The 21,420-nt window shown below is 47.1% G+C and carries 14 protein-coding genes; 9 read left to right on the forward strand and 5 right to left on the reverse strand.

From position 1 onward, the window contains the following. Positions 1–42: 42 nt before the first annotated feature. Positions 43–432, reverse strand: coding sequence for a Dabb family protein (locus RIG68_RS14790; RefSeq protein ID WP_317490858.1), 390 nt, complete (start codon positions 430–432; stop codon positions 43–45). A 76-nt stretch (positions 433–508) separates the two neighbouring features. Beyond that, on the reverse strand, positions 509–3,052 hold the full coding sequence (locus RIG68_RS14795; RefSeq protein ID WP_350123664.1) for a beta-N-acetylhexosaminidase: 2,544 nt from the start codon (positions 3,050–3,052) through the stop codon (positions 509–511). A 189-nt stretch (positions 3,053–3,241) separates the two neighbouring features. Between RIG68_RS14795 and RIG68_RS14800 the strand changes: the two genes are divergently transcribed. The 7 genes from RIG68_RS14800 (at position 3,242) to RIG68_RS14830 (ending at position 10,411) form a co-directional block, all read left to right on the forward strand. Then, positions 3,242–3,820 carry a TetR/AcrR family transcriptional regulator gene (locus tag RIG68_RS14800; protein WP_350123667.1) on the forward strand — a complete coding sequence of 193 codons (579 nt, stop codon included), beginning with the start codon at positions 3,242–3,244 and terminating at the stop codon, positions 3,818–3,820. A gap of 9 nt (positions 3,821–3,829) precedes the next feature. Further along, positions 3,830–4,576, forward strand: coding sequence for an outer membrane lipoprotein-sorting protein (locus RIG68_RS14805; RefSeq protein ID WP_350123670.1), 747 nt, complete (start codon positions 3,830–3,832; stop codon positions 4,574–4,576). Between the two features lie 10 nt (positions 4,577–4,586). Then, positions 4,587–5,801: an ABC transporter permease gene (locus RIG68_RS14810; protein ID WP_350123673.1), complete on the forward strand. Its 1,215-nt coding sequence runs from the start codon at positions 4,587–4,589 to the stop codon at positions 5,799–5,801. Between the two features lie 16 nt (positions 5,802–5,817). Next, a complete protein-coding gene (locus tag RIG68_RS14815; protein WP_350123676.1) occupies positions 5,818–7,029 on the forward strand; it encodes an ABC transporter permease in 1,212 nt (403 codons plus the stop codon). Between the two features lie 17 nt (positions 7,030–7,046). Further along, on the forward strand, positions 7,047–7,730 hold the full coding sequence (locus tag RIG68_RS14820; protein ID WP_350123679.1) for an ABC transporter ATP-binding protein: 684 nt from the start codon (positions 7,047–7,049) through the stop codon (positions 7,728–7,730). Next, positions 7,717–8,871 carry a hypothetical protein gene (locus tag RIG68_RS14825; protein ID WP_350123681.1) on the forward strand — a complete coding sequence of 385 codons (1,155 nt, stop codon included), beginning with the start codon at positions 7,717–7,719 and terminating at the stop codon, positions 8,869–8,871. Before RIG68_RS14820 ends, RIG68_RS14825 begins: the two co-directional genes overlap by 14 nt. A gap of 202 nt (positions 8,872–9,073) precedes the next feature. After that, positions 9,074–10,411 (forward strand): YihY/virulence factor BrkB family protein, encoded by a 1,338-nt coding sequence (locus tag RIG68_RS14830; protein WP_350123684.1) that lies wholly within the window; start codon positions 9,074–9,076, stop codon positions 10,409–10,411. Here RIG68_RS14830 and RIG68_RS14835 read toward each other — a convergent pair. From RIG68_RS14835 to RIG68_RS14845, 3 genes are all read right to left on the reverse strand, one after another. After that, positions 10,402–11,445 carry a hypothetical protein gene (locus tag RIG68_RS14835; RefSeq protein WP_350123686.1) on the reverse strand — a complete coding sequence of 348 codons (1,044 nt, stop codon included), beginning with the start codon at positions 11,443–11,445 and terminating at the stop codon, positions 10,402–10,404. The genes RIG68_RS14830 and RIG68_RS14835 overlap by 10 nt on opposite strands. A 22-nt stretch (positions 11,446–11,467) precedes the next feature. Next, entirely contained in the window at positions 11,468–11,974 is a 507-nt protein-coding gene (locus RIG68_RS14840) for a hotdog fold domain-containing protein (protein WP_350123689.1), read from the reverse strand. 81 nt (positions 11,975–12,055) lie between these two features. Continuing rightward, positions 12,056–13,879: a sodium/sugar symporter gene (locus RIG68_RS14845; RefSeq protein ID WP_350123692.1), complete on the reverse strand. Its 1,824-nt coding sequence runs from the start codon at positions 13,877–13,879 to the stop codon at positions 12,056–12,058. 603 nt (positions 13,880–14,482) lie between these two features. On the opposite strand from RIG68_RS14845, the gene RIG68_RS14850 reads away from it, so the two are divergent. Together RIG68_RS14850 and RIG68_RS14855 are read left to right on the forward strand one after the other, a co-directional pair. Further along, positions 14,483–15,076, forward strand: a complete 594-nt coding sequence (locus tag RIG68_RS14850) for a T9SS type A sorting domain-containing protein (protein WP_350123695.1) — start codon at positions 14,483–14,485, stop codon at positions 15,074–15,076. A gap of 541 nt (positions 15,077–15,617) precedes the next feature. Continuing rightward, positions 15,618–21,365, forward strand: a complete 5,748-nt coding sequence (locus tag RIG68_RS14855) for an MBG domain-containing protein (RefSeq protein ID WP_350123698.1) — start codon at positions 15,618–15,620, stop codon at positions 21,363–21,365. Positions 21,366–21,420 lie beyond the last annotated feature (55 nt).

The raw sequence follows: 21,420 nt of genomic DNA on the forward strand, positions 1-21,420 counted from the left end.
TTTTCTAACCCATTAACGAAAATTGGATCGCTTCGTTGATCTTTACTTCTCCACCCAGAAATCAACTACTGTTACACCGTCCAGATGCGGCCCCACGATACCTCCAAACGCTTTATGATCTGGATGGACGAGGTAATCATCCCTGTCCTTTTCGCTGTTGAAGGTAAGGATGAAAGCATGAGTAAGTCCTTGATTCAATCCTTCAGGACTATTGTTGGTGCCCCATTCGAAAGCTTTAATTTGCTTGATCTTTTTAGGGAGCGCCTCAAAGGCTTCTACCACTTTCTTCACATCTTCTGCGGAGGAAGTGTCTTTGAACTTGAATAGTACCACGTGACGAAGTGAATTTCCTTTTCCCTGAGCCATAGTGTTAGATGAAGTGAAAGCGATTGCGACAAAAGCAACGGCAAAGCAAATAAGCAGGTTTTTCATTTTGTTGGAGTTTTATTAACCAATAATAACTCAACTTCCTGAAAGATGAACGCTTTCAGGAAGTTTTGTGAGAATCTTATTGCGGAGAGACTGTAGAGCTCATGCCCGACCTCCCTCTGACGTCGAAGCATTTTAGTTTTACCGTACTGCTCACCGCTATTGGCTCGTTGTATTCCGGGGAGCTGGCTGTGGGCTCTGATCCGTCGGTCGTGTAGCGAATAATCAAGCCTGGATACTCACTATTCGCCAGGAGCTGCCCACCTTCTATTTTCGCCCCTGGCCGTGGGATTCTGTAGCCTACGCCTCCTTCAAGGTAGCTTAGCCTTGGCATTTCCTTCTGTCCCATGGTGTTAGCAAAGCCATTCCAGGCTGCGTCCCTTGCTTTTATTCGTTGCTCCAGATTGTCGATGGCTGCCCATTTAGGATTACCAGCCCAGGCTCTTTCAGCGAGTCCAACTAGCTTTGGGAAAACAACGTATTCCAGTAATTCAGGTGTTTTAGCCACTTCTGCCCAAAGCTGTCCCTGTATCCCAAGAATGTTTTTTTCTCCTTCTGGTGTCAGCTTCACCATCTTCTTCATTTCGGCCTCCACATCTATTGAGTTACCCCGACTGTCTTTTTCTGAAGAATAGAAGATATTTTGAGGCACAATTTCCCACGCCGACTGCGTATTTACCAACCCGGCCCATGTTTGGCCAGGCTCTTCAGGATCGTTGTTGTAGGCCAGGTCAAAGTACAGCTTGGTGGCATTGGCAATGATGGGTGTGTATCCTGCGTTGGCCAAAAGCCCTGGTAAGTTGGGGTCAGGTATCCATACATACGGGCGCATACCGGAGTCGGCAAATACCGGGTTTACCTCTTCTTTTCCATCGGCCCCTTCTCGCATGGCCACTTCCTGCCACCCAGATGTTGGCATGCCTTTTTTCTCCAATATTTTGATCAGCTCTCCGATGAAATAGGGCATCAAGTCATGGGTTTTCTTAATTTCAGCGTGAGTCTCCCGGAACTCATTGCAAATCGGTGATTTTTCCCAAACACCCCTGGGCACTTCGTCGCCACCTATGTGAATCGACTCCAATGGCACTCCGGCTTCCTTGTGCATGGCAATGATTTCGTCAAATACTTTCTCCATGAAAGTGAGAGCGGAGGGACGGCAAACGCAGATGACGTTGTCGGGGAAGTTCTGCACCGACATGTACTCGGACGCATCTTCGGGGTCGTGAAGCGCATACTGGTTGGCCTCTTCGGTTTTGCCTTCTTTCATGAGGCGATTGTACCGATTCTTCATTGAGACGATTGCGGCTCTGGAGTGCCCTGGAATATCAATTTCAGGGATCACCCTGATATGTCTTTTGTATGCGTGTTGAAGTATGTCTATATAGTCAGCCTTGCTGTAAAAACCATTGCCGGGAGAGTTAGGATCGTTGGGGTCGGGGCCGGAGCCGTATTCCGGGTGAAGAAACTCTTCTTCGGTGGTGGTATGCCCCCTGCGGCTGCCTATGTCAGTCAGCTCAGGAAGGCCAGGTATCTCAAGCCGCCATGCTTCATCTTCGCTCAGGTGCATATGGAAGTAGTTGAGCTTGTAGTAGGCCATCACGTTGAGCAGCTTGAACACCGTTTCCTTCGATTCAAAGTTTCTGGCCATGTCCAGGTGCATGCCCCGGTAGGGATAACGTGGAGCATCGTCAATAGTGAGTTGATCCAGCGAAATACCCGATGCGGGCGTTTCATAAGTAGCCACAGGCAGTAGCGCTCTTAAACTCTGGATACCATAGAATACTCCGGCGGCATCAGTTCCGGTAATTTGAATCCCCGATGTGTTAATAGACAGCGTGTAGGATTCAGGCCCTCCGGATTTACCCAACTTAAGCTGCAACGACTGGCCTTTGCCCTCCTGCGTACTCACTTCACCATCAAGCACCTCGCTCAGAGCCGACTTAAGTAATTCTGCCTCACTGCCCAAACCAGCTTCATGATAGATGACGAGCGGAGTTTGCAGCATGAATGAACCCTTTCCTGCTTTTATGCTCATGGGCGTCGGGATCACTTTGCCTAGCTGGGAGGTAGGGAGCATCTTGAGCGATTGGTTTTTCTCAAAGAGATTCTTAGCTGTGGGAATCAGCGTCTTTACGACCTTCAGCACTTCCGGGTTATCCATGGTGAGCGTGACAGGTTGGTAGTTGCTGATGGTTTTGGCGTTATCATTTCCCTGAGCAAGGTAGGGGCCAAGCGGTTGCTGTGAGTTTTTAACGATAGCACCCCCGGCCGCATACTCGAAGGTGAGCGTTTCACCCTGGGCCAATTCAAACCCCTCTTTTGGTACTAGTTTAAAAAGCGTTCCCAGCTCAAACTCTATAGCCAACTTTGCTCCTTCGGGGAAGACGAAATCGTGACTGGCGATTTGATTGTAGTAAATGGCCCAGTCGGTACCTGAGAGTGCGGGACCATTGTTGGTGATAGTAAACTTTGCCTTGTGCTGGCTTTCTCCGCCCGCCTGATTTTCCACCAGCTCCCAGCTGAGTTGAATATCATCTGCGTCGACCGGCTTGTTTTCCTTAGTGCCGCAGGAAAACACGAAAAGTGACAATGATACAAGAGTGAATCGAAAGAAGGATCTCATAGCGAACGGGTTTGTTTGAGGCTTCAATATCGGAAGATAGGCTTTAAATTAAAATGTGTGCGGAAACATTTTTGAGGAAAGCCCAGGCCTGTATTCAAAAATGCAAAAAAATAGTATGAAAATTTTAAACTGTCAAAATGAAACCATATTTTTGACTGACCGTTTAGTCAATGTAAAAGTAACTTATAAATGAGCCCAAGAACCAAGGCACAGATAGAGGAGATAAGAGAGCAGAGCAGGGAGAAGATTATTGCTGCAGCCTTGGATTTGTTTGCCCACAATGGGTTTCATAGCACATCTATCGCTCAGGTTGCTGCCAAGGCGGGTATTTCGAAGGGGCTGATATACAATTATTTCGAAAGCAAGGAAGATTTGCTTCAGGCCATTTTTACTGAGGCAATGAAGAACTCAGAGGATATCCTGACCCTGGATCCGAACGCAACCGCCAAGCAAAGGCTGATAGGTATGGCAGAAGCATCGGCTGATTTCATGTACAATAATCAGGAGTACATGCGCCTGTTTCTGACTCTGATGATGCAGCCTGACGTGGTGAAAAGTATGAAGCCGTGGTTCGATACTGTGGGCAAGGCCAAGAAGGACATGCTAATGCCCATGTTCGAGGAGATATTTCCCGGGCGAGCTGAGGTCGAGTACTTTTTCTTCGGTGCTATTATGGACGGCATTGGCTTTGGCTACCTCGTGCTAGGGCGTGAGTACCCATTTGAAGACGTAAAACGAAAATTCATTGACTACATACAAAATCAATAATTGATAGCTATGAAACACTTTTTGACTACAGGATTTATTTTTTGTCTGTTAGCGTATCAGGCAAACGCCCAAACGGCTCTTGAAATCATTAAAAAGGCGGATGAGAAAATGCAGGGGGAGAATGGTTACGCCGAAATGGTGATGAAGATTGTCCGGCCCGACTGGACTCGGGAAATCACAATGAAAAGCTGGAACAAGAACCAGGATTATTCGCTGATACTGATCACAGGGCCGGCAAGAGACAAGGGCACGGCCTTTTTGAAAAGAGCCAAGGAGATGTGGAACTGGCAGCCTTCTATTGACAGGGTAATAAAAATGCCGCCATCCATGATGATGCAGTCGTGGATGGGCTCAGATTTCACCAACGATGACCTGGTGCGCCAGTCTTCCATTGTCACCGACTATACCCATAAGCTGCTTGGTGACACCACTATGCTAAGCCGAAAGTGTTGGAAAATGGAACTGACTCCGAAGGAGGATGCGCCAGTAGTGTGGGGCAAAATAGAAGCTTACATCGATCAGAAAGACTATTTGCAGTTACTCATCAAGTATTACGATGAAGATGAATATTTGGTGAATACGATGGTGCTGTCCGATATCAAAGAGTTGGGAGGCAGAACATTGCCCACGCACATGGAGATGATACCTGCCGAAAACCCGGATCAGAAAACCGTGATCGATTATGTGGCCAGGACTTTTGATGCCGATCAGCCTGACGACTTTTTTTCGATCCAAAATTTAAAACGTATCAGATAACCTATTGATTATGCTGCTATTAATAGCCTGGCGTAATATCTGGCGCAATAAGCGCCGAACGCTGATTACTCTTGCTTCCATAGGATTTGCTGTCTTTTTTGCCTGCATCATGCAGAGCATGCAGCTGGGGTCTTATGAGCGAATGATTGAAAATGCCGTCCGTTTCTACACCGGTCATATCCAGGTGCATGAAAAAGGTTATTGGGACGACAAAACGCTTGACAATAGCCTCGAAGTGACAGAAAGTCTTCAAACCAGGCTGTCGGGAGAGGCAGACTTGAGTGCTTATGTGCCAAGAATTGAGTCCTTTGCCCTGGCGTCGCATGGCACGCTTACCAAGGGTGTTCTGGTCAATGGCATTGATCCCATAAAGGAAACAGGGCTCACCGATCTGCAGGGTAAGATTGTGGAGGGACAATACCTGTCCACCCCTGGAGATGTCATGATAGGGGAAGGGCTTTCCACCTACCTGAAGGCAGCGCCCGGCGACACCCTGGTGCTCATTAGTCAGGGCTATCATGGGGCAAATGCCGCTGGCAAATACCGGATTGTAGGCACATTGAGGTTTCCGACACAGGAAATGAGCGCACAAGCTGCTTATATTATGCTTAGCGATGCCCAGTATTTTTTTAACATGCCCAACAGAGCTACGTCACTGGCTTTGCTGCTCGACAATTCCGAAGCAGTGCCGTCGGTGAAAGCAGACTTGACCTCGAAGCTTGATACAACTGTCTACGAGGTGATGGACTGGAAGGAGCTGATGCCCGAGCTAGTCCAGAGCATTGAAGTTGACTATGCTAGTGGGCGGATCATGTTGTATGTGCTGTATGCCATTATAGCTTTTGGCATCTTCGGCACCTTCATTATGATGACCAACGAACGGCAGTATGAGTTCGGTGTGATGCTGTCGATTGGTATGAAGCGACGGCTGATGCAGGGAATGTTGTTTTTGGAGATCATTATGCTGGCGGTCTTAGGGATCGTTATGGGTATAGTGGCCGCCAGTCCCATTCTGGCCTATTTCTATCTCAACCCGATTCACGTGGGGGGCGAGATGGCTCAGGCCTATGAAAAACTGGGCATGGAGCCTATCCTGCCGTTTTCGCTTGCTCCTGAGGTTTTCGTGAACCAGGCGCAAGTGGTCTTTATCATGACCATATTGATGGCTGTATATCCTCTTTGGATTGTGGGTAAGCTTAAGGTAATCAAGGCACTTCGCAGTTAACTTAAATGGAAGAAGTATGATTTTTAATATTTCATGGAAAAACATCTGGCGCAACAAACTCCGCAGCGGAGTGGTCATCGGCGCCATGATCCTGGGCGTGTGGGCACTACTTTTTTTGTTTGCCTTTTCCGATAGCATCACCAACAATATGGTGGGCAACTCTATCAAGTACGACTATAGTCATATACAGCTGCACAACAAAGCGTACAAGAATGATCCTACTTTCAATAACAGTATTAATGAGCCAAATGAAGTAGAAACTGTGCTTGCCGGAATGACTCAAGTGGCCTCGTACTCCGAAAGGCTGATCGTTTCGGGCATGGTTGGTTCGGCTAATTCCACACAGGGTGCAATGATTTATGGCATTGATCCGGAGGCAGAAGCGAGTGTCACTTACCTGGATGATCAGCTGGCCGAGGGCACTTATTTTACAGAAATAAAACGGAACCCAATTGTATTGAGCCAGCATATGGCTGAGAAGTTAAAAGTTAGGTTAGGATCCAAAGTGGTGCTTACCTTTCAGGACAGTCACAACAACATTACCGCCGGCTCTTTCAGGATCGAGGGCATCATTAAAGCCAAGTCGCCACGAATCAACGAAGGTGTGGTATTTGTGAGAAAGGGAGACCTCGAAAAGCTGACAGACTGGGTACAACCGCAAGAAATAGGGATAGTGCTTCATGACATTCAGGAAGTGGAGCTTGTGAAGGCGGCTGTACAAACTTCGCTGCCAGCCCTTGAGGTGGCTTCGTACAAAGACCTTGCTCCCGACCTGGAGGTGATGACCCAGCAAACAAAGATTTCCAAAACGGTGCTGATGGTTATCATTATGCTGGCGCTGGTTTTTGGCATCATCAACACCATGCTTATGGCTGTGCTCGAGCGAACTAAAGAAATAGGCATGCTCATGGCCATTGGGATGAAACGGATCCGTGTGTTCACCATGATCATGATAGAGACAATATTGATCTCACTGGCGGGTGCACCGTTAGGAATGCTCATGGGGTATTTGACCATTGTTTACTTCAGCTCCCATGGGTTTGATTTCTCGGCCTACGCCGCTTCTCTGGAGCAGTACGGCATCGACTCAATTATTTATCTTTCTCTGGACGCCAGTAATTATTTCATGCTGGCTTTCACGGTGGTGGTTACGGCGGTGCTTGGGGCAGTTTACCCAGCCCGAAAAGCCACCAAACTGAAACCAGTGGAAGCATTAAGAAAACTTTAACATTCAATTTTTTAGAAATGATAGTTATCAACGCTAAAAACATCAGCAAAACATACAATCCTGACAAGGTGCCGGTTCATGCGCTGAACCATGTAAACCTTGAAATAAAGAAAGGTGAATTTACCGCCATCGTCGGCCCGTCGGGTTCGGGCAAATCCACCCTTCTTAACATCATTGGGGGGCTCGATGTGCCCTCCGAAGGAACCATTGAGCTGGGGGGAGAGGATATTTCCAAATTCAGCGACAATGAGCTCATTGATTTCAGGTTGCAACACATTGGCTTTGTGTTTCAGGCCTACAACCTTATTCCGGTGCTTACTGCTGAGGAAAACGTGGAATTTATTATGCTGCTGCAAAAGCAGAGCGAGAAGGACAGAAAGGCAAGAACGGTCGAGCTTTTGACTAAGGTAGGCTTGAAAGACCAAATGAACCGCAGACCTTCCGAGCTTTCGGGGGGGCAGCAGCAGCGGGTGGCAGTTGCCAGGGCTTTGGCATCGAAGCCGGAGTTTATTCTGGCTGATGAGCCAACGGCCAATCTAGACTCTCATTCTACCGCCACATTACTCGACATGATGGCCAATATGAATGAGAAAGAGGGCGCTACCTTTATTTTCTCTACTCATGACCAGCGGGTAATTGACAAGGCGAGGAGAGTAATTACGCTTGAAGATGGAAAAATAGTTTCGGATGAAGTTCGCTAAGTATGCAGGGCTGGTTATCCTGCTAGCAGGTGGGTTTAGCTTGCAGGCTCAGGACGAAGCGCCCAAGTTAACTCTCAAGGGCTATGTGAAAGATTTATTCACGGCTAACTTCTCCACGCCCAACGATGCCAGCTTTGATAACCTGATTCACAACAGGCTGAACCTAAAGTGGTATCCGAATGAACATCTGACCGGCGCTTTGGAGGTAAGAAATCGCTTTTTTATTGGTAACAGCCTCGGACTAATTCCCAACTACGGCTCCTATGTGGATGTCAACAACGACTATGTAGACATGTCGGTGCTGCCAATTAATAATGACAAGGCGGTGCTGCACATGATGATCGACCGTGCTTACCTGCAATGGAACAAAAACAACCTGGAGGTGACAATCGGGCGACAGCGCATCAACTGGGGACAAAATCTGGTGTGGAACCCCAACGACATTTTTAATGCGTATTCGTTTTTCGACTTCGACTATGAGGAAAGGCCTGGCAGCGATGCTCTCAGGGTACAATACTACACAGGTGTAGCATCTAGCGTGGAGGCAACAGTCAAAGCTGCTGATTCATGGGACAAGGTAGTGGCGGCTGGCATCTGGCGAACCAATAAATGGAACTACGACTTCCAGGGCTTCGCCGGGAAAATGAACGAGCATGCTGTGCTGGGAGGGGGCTGGGCTGGCAGTATTAAAAACGCTGGATTCAAAGGTGAAATGACGTGGTTCAGTGAGGCAGCCGGGCGCAAGGCTCAGTTCATTACTTCAAGCTCAATTGATTACTCTTTTGCCAACTCATTCTACGTCAACGGTTCTTTTTTATTCAATTCATCGGGAACCAGCAAGCCTGATCAAAGCGCCCTGGGTGCCTTTTCACTCAATAAGCTGGATGTGAGGAGCTTGTCTCCGTACCAGTGGTCAGTCTTCAGCCAGGCCAGCTATCCGTTCCATCCGCTGGTGAGCGGTGGGCTGTCGGTCATGGTCTTTCCGTCCGATATGGGATGTTTCACGAGCCCTTTTGTCACCTACTCAGTGGTTCCTAACCTTGACCTCGATCTGCTCGGTCAGTTCTTTCTTGGCGACATAGGAGAGGGGTATACACTACTGGCCAAAGTAGCTTATACTCGTGTTAAATGGAGCTTTTAACCTTTTTGTAGGGGGTTCTCAGGCAAGGGGTGTTTTAGTATTGTAAAGAGTAAGAATCGACGTAAAGAAAGTCAAATCTTGTTTGCCCAGGTATGAATTTATACTTGGGTTCAGGTACTAAGGAGCTTCGGCTCCTTTTTTTATTTCCTTAATTGAGTATTTTTATCTTTGCGCAGCATAGCCTAACCACTAAAGTCCTTTTATGGCGTCGTTGAAAGAGAGAATTGATAAAATTGCTCAGTTTATTGAGGTTGACATATGGAGAATTAAGCTGGATTCGATTCCCAGGGGCAGAAGCTTTCTTTACAGACAAATAAGGGTGTTGGTATTGGCAGGGAAAGGCTTTGTGAGAGACGAGGTTGGTGTCAAGTCCTCGGCGTTGACCTATTTCACTTTGCTGTCGATTGTCCCTGTAATTGCGCTCGCTTTTGGTATTAGTAAGGGCTTTGGGTTTGATATCCAGAATTCCATCAGCACGCTGCTGGCGGGGCAAGAACAGGCAACGGAATTTGCCTTTGAAGCAGCAGAAAATATGCTGAAAAACGCCAAAGGAGGAGTGGTGGCGGGAGTAGGTTTGATTGTGCTGCTCTACACGGTTTTACGGCTGCTCAACAGCGTAGAGGAAACGTTTAACGATATTTGGGAGATCAAAAAACAGCGGTCTTTACAGCGAAAGATATCCGAGTACACAGCGATATTGCTTATTTCGCCAATCCTGGTTTTCTTTTCCAGTTCTCTCACAGTTTTAGCCAGCTCTGAGGTGCAAACCCTCACCCAACAGATTGAGCTTTTGGATTTGTTCGCCCCTCTTATCTTGTTTCTGCTTAAATTTTTGCCATACACCCTCATTTGGTTGTTGCTCATATTGCTTTACCTGATTATGCCTAATACAGGTGTAAAAGTGAAGTCGGCCGTTATCGCCGGCGTGGTTGCAGGAACTGCCTTTCAACTGCTTCAGTGGGGTTATATTGAGTTTCAGGTTGGTGTTTCAAAGTACAACGACATCTATGGTGGTTTGGCCGCTCTTCCGTTGTTTCTGATTTGGGCCCAGGCGAGCTGGATGATCGTGTTGTTTGGGGCTGAGCTTTCATTTGCCCATCAAAATGCAGCCCGGTATGAATTCTCAAATGAGACCCTCCAGCCCAGCACCAGGCACAAGGAGTTCATCGCTCTGCTTATCGTAAGGCTGCTTATACTCAGGTTCAAAAAAGGAGAGCCTGGCTTGACTGTGGGCGAAATCACCGACCGGTTGCTGGTTCCCTTCAGGTTTGCCAATGTGATTGTGAGGGAGCTCGTAGAGGTGAAAATTCTTTCGGAGATCAACATGGGAGAAAGAGAAAACAGTACTTACCAGCCGGCAATGGACATTGACTTAATTACCGCCTATCTGGTGATTGACCGCCTTGAGAACAGAGGTCTGAACAATATATGTATTCTCAATGATGATGAGGCGACACTTATGCTACAAACGATTGACACCATGGAAGCTGACATGGACAAGTCAATGGTGAACAGGCCCCTTGGCGAGCTTCATTTGTAGTATTCGTATTCCAGATAAGTACAGATGTAGTTGGGGTTTTGCTCCTGATTGAATTCGATCGCATCAAGAAGCTTTTTTTTGTCATAGGTGAATTCTCCACTTTGGGTGATGTTACCTGCTGCTGCCTTCATATAATACGAAATCAATTTTCCACTATCATTGAAATTCTCCTCATAGGTGCGGGTGGTATCGCCCGTAGTTTCATCTATATGGAAATCTGAAATATGGCTGGGAGTGCCGTCACCATAGAAGGAGTTGGCCTTCTCTCTGATAACAAGCCGATCTTTGTTCAGCAGGCGAGCATGAGCAATTTTGTTGTGCTTATTGTATTCATACTCCATCAATACCTCATCCTCAATAATGCTTGCAGTGGAGCTTGACATGTAGATGCGATCACCAAACTCATTGTACTGGATCACTTGGGTAGCCACTTCATCGCTCGACACCACATTGAACCTTGTGAATGTTTCTTCCAGTAGTGTTTCGTCTTTGTAGGAGTAGGTGGCCACTGCGTGGGTTCTGTCCAGATTATCTCTTTCCTCTATTTTAATCGGGAAACCGTCAGGGTTCAGGGTGACAATCTTGCGCATTTCACTTCTCACCTGTCCGTTTTCAAGGAAGTCTGTTGTGAGGGTATCATATCCCAACTTGTCGTAATACTTAGTCTGAATGACAATATTGTTTAGGTTATACAGGTTTTGATAGGTTTTGTCGCCTTCCGGTCCATAGAAGTAGTGGGTTCTGCTTCTTAGCTCACCTGAATATTCATAGGCTGCTTGTTTCAGCAGCCTTCCTTCTTCGTCAAACTCTCTTTCTTCCAGCACCGTACTGCTACTCCTTGGCGCAGTCGCCTCACAGTCGTAAAGGTAGGTGGTGATTTTTCGAATATCGAGCGAGGCTATTTCTCTTTGATACTTGAGTAATTCTTTTTTCTCGGGAGAAAGCCTGGGATCAACCGTCTCATCACCCTGAGTGGAGAGCCCGCCACAGGAAAATAATAGTGGAAATAGAACGAGCGGAAAAGAATGGCGCATTATGCTGGCTAACCTCATAAAATCACTTAGAACGTTGTTTAAAAGACCATGTGAAGTGAAAGACAGAAACGATTGTGCCGTCCTGCAAAGTGCCGGTGGTTTTGGCGGTCACAGTTTGAGGCTGCCCCGAGCTTATGGCTAGCTCAACTGCATCAAATATTCTCTGTCCATCCTCACAGGTAAAAGTGGTTTTTCCAGTCGCTCTTTTTGGGAATTCTGCTTTCAAATCAACAATGATAGTAGCCACACTGGGGCTCCTGTCCGTTATCGCCAAAAGGGCAATGGAAGCTGTAGAAAGCTCTGCCGCCATGCTTTGAACAGCGAAATATATCGATTTGAAAGGGTTTTTGTTAAGCCATTTGAAAGGGATGGTAGTAACAGCTCTGTCGTTGTTCAGTACCTTTAGTCTCATTCCGGCTATCCATCCCGCAGGTACATTGCCAAAGGTGTACATCCAGAAAAGAAATGGGTTCAACATCCTCTGCCTGAACTTTTCCTGCTTTCCTGTAAGAGTAGTGGTGCTGCTCATAGTGCTGTGCCTTTGAATACCAGCGAAATTAACAAAAAAGGCCCGGATATCTCCGAGCCTTGAAATCTTATTGAGTAGGCGTTACCACCATACAATGTAGATGAGGGTAACCAGCACAACGATGATGAGCGCCATGGTGTTAAACTGCTTCGAAGACTTGTAAACCCTTTTGGATATATCAATGGCTTTTTTGTCGTAGTCAATGCCTTGAGAAAGGAACAGAGCCACCGCTACGAACATCAGGCTCATCAGGTGAATAAGCGTTTTCCCAATATGGGTATCCATGCTCAGGACGGTTCCATCAAACATTTCGTGGTTACCGCCCTCCATGATGATAAAGAGGAAAAGACAGCCAACAATGATAAGGAAATTCTGATCCTTCCATTTGAATCCTTCCTTGTCAATCCATGAGATGATGATCATCGCAAAGCAAAGGATAATGAACACAAAGCCCATTCGGTCAATAAATGGCACCTCAGGCACAAAGAAGTAGAAAAAGGCATTGATAGGTATGGAAAGCACTGCTACCCACAAGGCTGCGTTGGACGTTGACTTGCTCCAGAACATACCAAATAGGAAGATGACAGTGACAGCAGGGGTCACAAAGCCGGAAAACTCCTGGATGTACTGAAACATCTGATCAAAGCCTTCCAGAGCGGGCGTTACAAGGCACGCAATTGCTAAAGCGACGAAGCTGGTAATACGACCGACTTTCACCAGATTGGTTTCAGTAGATTCCTTATTGATGAACTTATGGTAAATGTCCATCGTGAAAATCGTGGCTGTTGAGTTCATCATAGAAGCCAATGATGAAATAATGGCACCAATTAAAGCGGCAAATGTTACCCCCTTGAGCCCGGCTGGCACAAGCGACAGCATAGCCGGATAAGACTTGTCAGGCTTCATGAGCCCGTCACTCATCATAGCATTAATGATGTTGGCATCTCCTGTTTTGTCGACAAGGTAAAATGCTGCAACACCCGGGATCACCACAAAGATGGGCATGATCACTTTCAGGAAGGCTGCGAATGCCACGCCTTTACGTGCTTCAGTAAGATCCTTGGCTGCAAGGGCTCGTTGTGTAATGTACTGATTGCATCCCCAGTAGGCCAGGTTAGCAATCCACATGCCTCCAATAAGTACTGAAATTCCGGGCAAATCCATGTAGGACGACTTGGCCTCACCATTGATCATATAGGTGGAGTCTACATCAAAAACCATATCAAACTTGCCCGGTACTTCCCTGATGAGGGTGAGGAAGCCACTAAAAGCACCTTCGCCGCCACTTACTAAATTAAGAGCGACTCCGGATACTAGAATGCCGCCGATGACAAGGAATATCACCTGGATTATGTCGGTGTACGCTACAGCTTTTAATCCCCCGTAAATTGAATAAAGGAGAGCAAATGTGCCAAGCCCAAGGATGCCATACAGGAATGGAATGCCAATAACGGTATTAAGTGCAAGCGCTCCCAGGAACATCACCGTTGTTAGGTTGACAAAAACATAGAGAAGGAGCCAGAACACAGCCAAACTAGTTCTTACCCTGCCATCATATCTCAGCAAGAGGAACTGGGGCATCGTGAAAATCTTCTTATTTAAATAGATGGGCAAAAGGTATTTGGCCACCAGTAGCAGCGTTACGGCTGCCATTAACTCGTAAGCAGCAATGGCCATTCCTATGGCGAATCCAGATCCGGACATGCCAATGATTTGCTCTGCCGATATGTTGGAGGCGATCAAAGAAGCGCCTATTGCATACCAGGGAAGTGATTTTCCTGCCAGAAAGTAATCGGTTGAATCCTGCTCAACGCCTTCCTTTTTTCTGGAGACCCACCAGGCAATGCCTATGATGATAAGAGCATAAATACAAAATACAACAATGTCAATTGACGAAAAGCTCATAACAGCAATATGGTTTAAGTGGCTGGATTTTCACTAATTGGGCAGCATAATACGCATTTGCGGGCTTATCGCAAAGTAACTTTGGTTTAAATAGGCGTTGGGAATGGGCTGAAGCTAGGTCGAAGACAACTTAGAATTATACAAGTTATTGATGTTAAGCCCGAAACAGAACCACTCACTTCAAGTGTGTTGAGCGCTGCGAACACCATTATTATATAGGTTTCTTGCTCCCTTTAGACACAGGTTGGGCAAAACAGAGCTAAAAACTCGCCAACGGTGTTCGTTTATGACCACAAGTGTGTACGGATTTGAAAAAGGTTTGTAATCGACATGAACGGGGTATTTCTTTTTTAAGTGGTGGAGAGGTTTTTTTTGCTTCTTTTTTGTAACCCTGAGCATGGCGGTTTATCGTCAGAGCCTGCGGCCTAACGATTGTTTTTTTGAAAATGCGTTAATAAACCATTGGTTCTATTGATAAAAAACTAATCCAGCTACCTTCTTTACTCCTTTGCCAGTTTTATTTTCAAATTTTCTTTCACCTTTTCTGAGAACTTGGCCGAAACCTTGCCCGTACAACATCACAAGGTTTAAAACTCGAATATTATGAAAAAAGTTATGTCAACAGCAGCAATGCTGGTAATGGTTACCAGTATGGCTTTAGCTTCCAAAAATACCAATGAAGCTACTAAATCCTCACAAGTAAAAATCACTCAAAGCACTGCGATGGGTATTTATAATCTGCGTTTCGACGCCGACAGCCCAGGTCAGGTAACAATCAAAATTGCCAACGAAAAAGGCAATACCCTTATGAAAGAAAAGATTGCTTACACTACTTCTTTTGACCGCCCCTACAACTTGCAGGATCTGCCCGACGGAACTTACCGTATGACGGTTGAGCGGGACGGCAAGGTGATTGAAGAAACCATTCAGCATGTGAAGAACAGGTCGGCAGTAAGGGCAATTTACGATGTGGATGTTGAGGAGGTATCAAGCGGTAAATATCAGTTGGTGGTGAAGAAGACAGGTCATCAGGCAGTAAAAGTTAAGATTGCTGACAAGAATGGAGTCATCTTCTTTAATGGCGCCATTGACGAGATGGGTAGCTTCAGCAAAACATTCGACCTAAGCAACATAGTTGCCAGCGACGTGAAGATGGAAGTTACGATGGGCGACAAAACAATTGTCAGGAGCTTATAATATTTTTCTCGATACTGGTGAAAGCCAGCTTACTTTAGCCACTCAAAAGCAAAAAGGACTTTTTTAACTGAAAACATAGCCGGAGGCGAAGGCCTCCGGTTTTTTTATGTTAAAGACTTAGGAATGGTGGGCTAGTCACATAATTTTTAGGCTAACAGAATGCCGGACTTACCGGTTTCAGTGCGAACTCTTATGTAATTTTTAACTCCGTTTTTGACAAAACATGCGCAAAACGGAATTTTATCCCCGGCAATTTTTATAAAATCGTGAAGCATGGCCGTGGGGGTTTCTAGTGACTGCTTCGATAAGTGACAGCTTTCTTTCGATGAAATGTCTAAATAGTTCGACTAAGCGGAGACCCACTTGCAAACGTCGACGTGCCCCTTGGAGGGCTTTAATGCTAATTGCCTGTTTGTAATACCCAAGTGAGAGAGGAGCTAAAAACCAAAAAATCAGGACGATAGAAAGAGTTCCCTTTGTCAGGTGCAAAGACCATGGTCTGTCGCATAAGGAAAGTGAATTACTAATAACGTCCTGGAATATGAATCTAACAAAACAAACAAATGGTCGGCATGCGCCATTTTTTTTGCGAGCCAGTAAATCGGGCTTAGACTTAGTGGGGATATTGTCCACCGTCGCCAATCAAATCTCGTCAGCACTTAACCGGTCGTGGATGTATGGCTGGGGATTACCTCTCTTAGTAGTATTGACCTTGTTGACAATTGCGGATGACCTGAAAGCTCAAACTACTGAGACCTTTGCCTCATCACCCACTTTGATTTCCCACCCGTCTGTTCCCTCGTGGAAGACGTCGGCTGAGGTTACCATTGGTGGAGTGGTTTACGAAATACAAAACGGAGGAAACGGAGGATGGGCTTTTTCCGGCAGCGGTGGAGTGTCAAATAGCTCCAGCCTTTTTTACAGCACGGCAGCCACTAGTTCAATCACCATTAAGAGGAAAGATGGAGCCCGCTTTCAGTTTTATGGGGTATGGTTAAAATACAAAAATTTTACCAGCGGCTATACCGCCCCCTGGCTTACGGCCAACTACAATGGTTCAGGCGCTTCGTCTGACACCTACGGTTCAAACACTACTGTCACAATATCAAAAAACTTGAATGTTACTACAGTGACTTTGATGTTTTCGGGCTTGTGGGAGCTTAATTTTGATAATTTGATTGTAGGCCCGGCAATTGCTTCGCTGCCTACTGTTACTACTACAGCCGCAGATTTGATAGGTGGAACGTATGCCAGTCTTGGTGGCAATGTAACCAGTGACGGCGGAGGTACCATTACGGACCGGGGGATCGTCTACAGCACCTCGCCGTCGCCCGCCATTGGCGATGGCCGGGGAGAGCAGGTGGCAATAGGTACCGGTTCAGGCGTTTTTTCGCAAACAGTCTCTGACTTTTCGCTCAGCACCACTTACTATGTAAGAGCATATGCCATCAATTCAGCCGGCACTTCTTACGGCTCACAAATAACTTTTACCACAACTGACGGCACTGGCCCGATCACGCTTTTGCCTTCAATGGACACTTATATTGAGGACGGTTCAGGCTATTCAACCTCACAAACCAACTACGTTGGAGACTGGTGGGGGTGGTACTCTGATGCAGCAATAAAATTTAACCTCGCCGCCGTTACCGGTACCGTGTCCGACGCAAAGCTTCGGCTTTATGTAAGCGAAGTAGGCGCAGGCACAGTTTTCGCAAAAATCTGGGGCTCTAACGATGACGCCTGGCTTGCTACAACTAATGCTGTCCCCTCCAAAAACACCTCCCTAAGCGACAATGTGTCTATTACCGCCACAGGATGGAAGGAATTTGACGTCACCGCATTCATTAAGCAGCAAGCTGAGGGAGATGGCACTGCTTCGATGGTGATTGCTGGAAATACAGCAGAGGGAGATAATTGGTTTGGGTTCAAATCTGACAACAGCGCCACCAACAAACCACAACTGGTGGTAACGGTGGCTGCTGGCAATACCGCACCTACGGCTTCTCTTGTAGCCATTTCTGGAGCGGCCGAAGTAGGGGGGACACTTACAGGAACCTACAATTATACCGACACAAACAGCGATGCTGAAAGTGGCTCGACTTACAAATGGTACAGGGGAGTTGCAGATGTTTGCGTGGCACCCGATGCGATTGCTGGTGCTACACAAACCACCTACATCCTTCAGCCTGAAGACGAAGGCAAGTACATTACTTTTGAGGTAACACCCAGCGACGGTACTGATGCAGGAAGTGCTATGGTGAGTGAAAGGCTCGGCCCTGTTGTCCAAACTGTTTTGCTGGCCTCCAGCCCTACCATCTCTTTCTCGAACGAGGTTGGATTTGAAGATAATATTGCCCAGGATGGTGACGGAGGATCGGCGGTGATCAGCGACCTCAACCTGCAGGTAATGCCTGTCAATAGCTCCGGCGTGAAGCTCGAAGCACAACCTATCCAATACCACGACAACACGCAATCAGGTTGGTCAGGCTATCCGGCAATCATTACCTATGGAGACACAGATGCTCATTTCGGGTGGTCAATTAGATCTGACAACGGAACTGCATTCTCTTTGGTCTCGGTAGATTTTCATGACTGGGGGGGCTATGAAGGCGACACGTTTGTTGCGGAGGCTTTTCTGGACGCCTCCTCAAAGGGAACAATAACATTTACCGGAAACCTGGACGGAAACTATATTGCGTTGACTAACTCCGGCATCTTGTCGTCGGTATTTGCCAATGTTGATGAAGTCAGAATTTATAAGCAGGGCGGCGCCAACTCATGGATCTCCTTGAACAACATTCAAGTTAGCTCCGCTGTCCTTACAGGCCCTCCTACGGTATCTTCCACCACGCAAACAAACTTAGCATCAACCTCTGTTACACTTGGTGGAAATGTGACCTCCAATGGAGGTCTGGATGTAACGGAAAGAGGTGTCGTTTATGCTACCACAGCTGGACCTACAATGGCTAACACGAAAGTACAGATTGGCTCAGGCACCGGCACATTCTCTCATAGCGTAACTGGACTGGAAGTGAATACCACTTACTATTTTCGTGCTTACGCTATCAACTCACTGGGCACAAGCTATGGAAATGAATTGAGCTTTAGTACCCCAAAAATTGCTCAGACAATCAGTTTTGACCCTATCAGCGAAAAAACTTGGGGCGACGAGCCATTTGCAGTAGGTATCGAAAGGACAGATCAAAACCAGGTAGTAACCTATGTAGCCACCGATCCTTCCATTGTCACAATCGTGGGCAATCAGGCTACTATTAAAAAGGCTGGGAGCACAACGATTACCGCATCTCAGGCAGGGGACGATACTTATGCAGTGGCTGTTGCTGTAGAGCAAACCCTTACAGTGAACAAAAAGGCTTTGACCGTCACAGCGGAAGATAAGACCAAAGAATATGGTGCGGCTGACCCTGCCAACACGGTAACCTACGCAGGCTTTATTAGCGGCGAAGATGCTACAGACCTTGGCGGTACACTATCGTTCAGCAGAACAGCAGGAGAGAATGTAGCCACTTACGCAATTACTCCCTCTGGCCTTACCTCCGGTAACTATGCTATCAGTTTTGCGGCTGGTGAACTGGAGATTACGAAGAAGGCGCTGATCATTACAGCCGAAGACAAAACGAAGGAGTTTGGTGCGTCCGACCCTGTGTATACAGCTAGTTATGCAGGCTTTATCACTGGCGAAGATGCCACAGACCTGGGTGGTACGCTTTCGTTCAACAGAACGGCTGGCGAGGTTGTAAACACCTATGCTATCACCCCTTCAGGCCTCACATCAGCCAACTATGCGATCAGCTTTGTGGACGGTGAGCTTGAGATCACTAAAAAGGTACTTACCGTAACGGCAGAAAACAAGACCAAAACATACGGTGAAGTTGACCCTGCCAACTCGGTGACCTATTCAGGGTTTGCCTCAGGTGAAGATGAAACTGACCTTGATGGCACACTGTCGTTCAGCAGAACACCAGGCGAGGGTGCAGGCACCTATGCTATTACTCCGGCTGGCTTTACTTCAGACGATTATGCCATCAGCTTTGTGGCTGGTGACCTGGAAATTACCAAAAAGGCTTTGACCGTCACAGCGGAAGATAAGACCAAAGAATATGGTGCGGCTGATCCTGCCAACACGGTAACCTACGCAGGCTTTATTAGCGGCGAAGATGCTACAGACCTTGGCGGTACACTATCGTTCAGCAGAACAGCAGGAGAGAACGCAGCCACTTATGCAATTACTCCCTCTGGCCTTACCTCCGGTAACTATGCTATCAGTTTTGCGGCTGGTGAACTGGAGATTACGAAGAAGGCGCTGATCATTACAGCCGAAGACAAAACGAAGCAATATGGAGAGGCTGATCCTACTGCTACTGTAGTTTATCATGGTTTGGTTGAAGGCGATAACGCAACAGATTTTAGCGGTGTGCTGGCATTTACCAGAACTATCGGCGAAAATCCAGGCGTATATACAATAAGTCCTTCAGGTTTGACCTCCGGCAACTATACTGTGAGTTTTGCAGATGGGGAGCTTCAAATCACTCCAAGGCAACTGACGGTGCAAGACCCCGTTCTGACCAAAGCTAAGCTGCACGATGGTTTGACAACTGCTGAAGTACTTGCAGGAGCTCTTGTTGGTGTTGTTGACGGCGATGTTGTAGAGCTTACCGCCGCCGCTGCCTATGATAACCCCAACTCAGGTGTGGACAAAACCATCACGGTTACTTATACCATTGCCGGTGCAGATGCCTTCAAATACGTTGCTCCCACAAGCCTCGTTGTAGCCGATGGTGAAATTATTGAAGATGTTGCACCGGTATTTACCTCGGTTGGCAGCCCGTCAGTGAAAGAAAATGAAACAAATGTGCTCGTGGTTACTGCAACGGACGGCAACGAAGGAGCAACTATCACTTACAGCCTTTCAGGTGGCTGGGATATGGCGCTGTTCACTATTGACGCAATCACAGGTGAACTTACCTTTAAATCAGCGCCGGATTTCGAACAACCGACCGATGCTAATGGAGACAATGTGTATGTGGTGCAGGTAACAGCCACCGATGGTGTCAATGTCATCAACCAGATTATAGAAGTATTCGTCACCAACGAAAATGACAGTGTGCCTGTAGTCCTGGCCGCACAGTCGTTCCAGGTGGCAGAAACAGTGGCCAGCGGAACCTTGGTAGGTAAGGTAATGGGCCACGATTCAGACGAAGGCACCGAGCTTGAGGGATGGGCCATCGTGTCGGGAAATGATGATGGGATATTTGGCCTGTCAGCAGCCTCTGGCGACTTAGTGGTTGCAAACAGCGCTACACTCGCTATGCAAACAGCCACTTCCTACACACTTACACTTACAGTATCTGACGGCATTCATATAAGCATCGAAACTGAGATCAACGTGCTTGTGATCCGGGGGCAGCAGGCCAGCCTTGTGGCCGCAGCCGATAGCTATGAGGTGAATGAAGATGAGGTGCTTGCAGTTGATGCGCCAGGCGTTTTGGTGAACGACGGCAACGTGGTTACGGCTGGACTGCAGGCAGTTCTGGTAGAGAACGCCTCTCATGGAAGCCTTGTTTTGAATGCTAACGGCTCATTCGTTTACACTCCCGATGCCAACTTCAATGGAACGGATGTGTTTAGCTACAAGGTAGTGGAGGGTGAAATAGCCTCTGAGACAGTAAGTGTGACAGTTGAGGTTTTACCGGTAAACGATGCCCCACATGCCATCATCTTCAACAATGTGAACGTTGCTGAAGACGCTGCTCCTGGCTTCAAAGCTGCTGAATTCAACACAGAAGACATCGACAGCGACTCGCATACTTATGAGCTTGTGGACGGAGAGGGCTCCATCGACAATGAGAGCTTTATCATCGAAGGCAACAAACTGCTGACCAACGTACGCTTCGACATCGACGAAATTACCCTGCTTTCAGTAAGGGTGAGAACCACTGACCCGGCCGGGGCTTACCTGGAAAGAGTGTTCGGTGTTCAGGTCGTTCCGGGCTTCCACCCCGACCTGGTGATCCCATCAGCGTTTACCCCCAATAATGACAATGTAAATGATAGCTGGGAATTTGAGAATGCTCATTTCTACCGCAACATGTCGGTCAATATTTACAACCGCCAGGGCCGTTTGGTGTTCAGCTCAGTGGGCTATCGCCAGCCGTGGACGGGCCAAAGAAATGGAGTGTCGTTGCCGCTTGATATGTACTATTATGTCATCGAACTCAACGATGGTTCAGGACGTGGTTATAAAAGCTATGTAATGATCCTTCAATAAAATGGTGTCGTGCAGCGGTCTGCATGGGTGCTGCACGATACCCCTTTCAATTCAA

Origin of the sequence: Imperialibacter sp., from assembly GCF_040222385.1 — a bacterium.
In the GTDB taxonomy this organism is placed as follows: Bacteria; Bacteroidota; Bacteroidia; order Cytophagales; family Cyclobacteriaceae; genus Imperialibacter.

Excerpts from the sequence above, each read along its gene's own strand:
- RIG68_RS14790 (WP_317490858.1), bottom strand. The coding sequence starts at position 432 with ATGAAAAACCTGCTTATTTGCTTTGCCGTTGCTTTTGTCGCAATCGCT.
- RIG68_RS14795 (WP_350123664.1), bottom strand. The coding sequence starts at position 3,052 with ATGAGATCCTTCTTTCGATTCACTCTTGTATCATTGTCACTTTTCGTG.
- RIG68_RS14800 (WP_350123667.1), top strand. The coding sequence starts at position 3,242 with ATGAGCCCAAGAACCAAGGCACAGATAGAGGAGATAAGAGAGCAGAGC.
- RIG68_RS14805 (WP_350123670.1), top strand. The coding sequence starts at position 3,830 with ATGAAACACTTTTTGACTACAGGATTTATTTTTTGTCTGTTAGCGTAT.
- RIG68_RS14810 (WP_350123673.1), top strand. The coding sequence starts at position 4,587 with ATGCTGCTATTAATAGCCTGGCGTAATATCTGGCGCAATAAGCGCCGA.
- RIG68_RS14815 (WP_350123676.1), top strand. The coding sequence starts at position 5,818 with ATGATTTTTAATATTTCATGGAAAAACATCTGGCGCAACAAACTCCGC.
- RIG68_RS14820 (WP_350123679.1), top strand. The coding sequence starts at position 7,047 with ATGATAGTTATCAACGCTAAAAACATCAGCAAAACATACAATCCTGAC.
- RIG68_RS14825 (WP_350123681.1), top strand. The coding sequence starts at position 7,717 with ATGAAGTTCGCTAAGTATGCAGGGCTGGTTATCCTGCTAGCAGGTGGG.
- RIG68_RS14830 (WP_350123684.1), top strand. The coding sequence starts at position 9,074 with ATGGCGTCGTTGAAAGAGAGAATTGATAAAATTGCTCAGTTTATTGAG.
- RIG68_RS14835 (WP_350123686.1), bottom strand. The coding sequence starts at position 11,445 with ATGCGCCATTCTTTTCCGCTCGTTCTATTTCCACTATTATTTTCCTGT.
- RIG68_RS14840 (WP_350123689.1), bottom strand. The coding sequence starts at position 11,974 with ATGAGCAGCACCACTACTCTTACAGGAAAGCAGGAAAAGTTCAGGCAG.
- RIG68_RS14845 (WP_350123692.1), bottom strand. The coding sequence starts at position 13,879 with ATGAGCTTTTCGTCAATTGACATTGTTGTATTTTGTATTTATGCTCTT.
- RIG68_RS14850 (WP_350123695.1), top strand. The coding sequence starts at position 14,483 with ATGAAAAAAGTTATGTCAACAGCAGCAATGCTGGTAATGGTTACCAGT.
- RIG68_RS14855 (WP_350123698.1), top strand. The coding sequence starts at position 15,618 with ATGAATCTAACAAAACAAACAAATGGTCGGCATGCGCCATTTTTTTTG.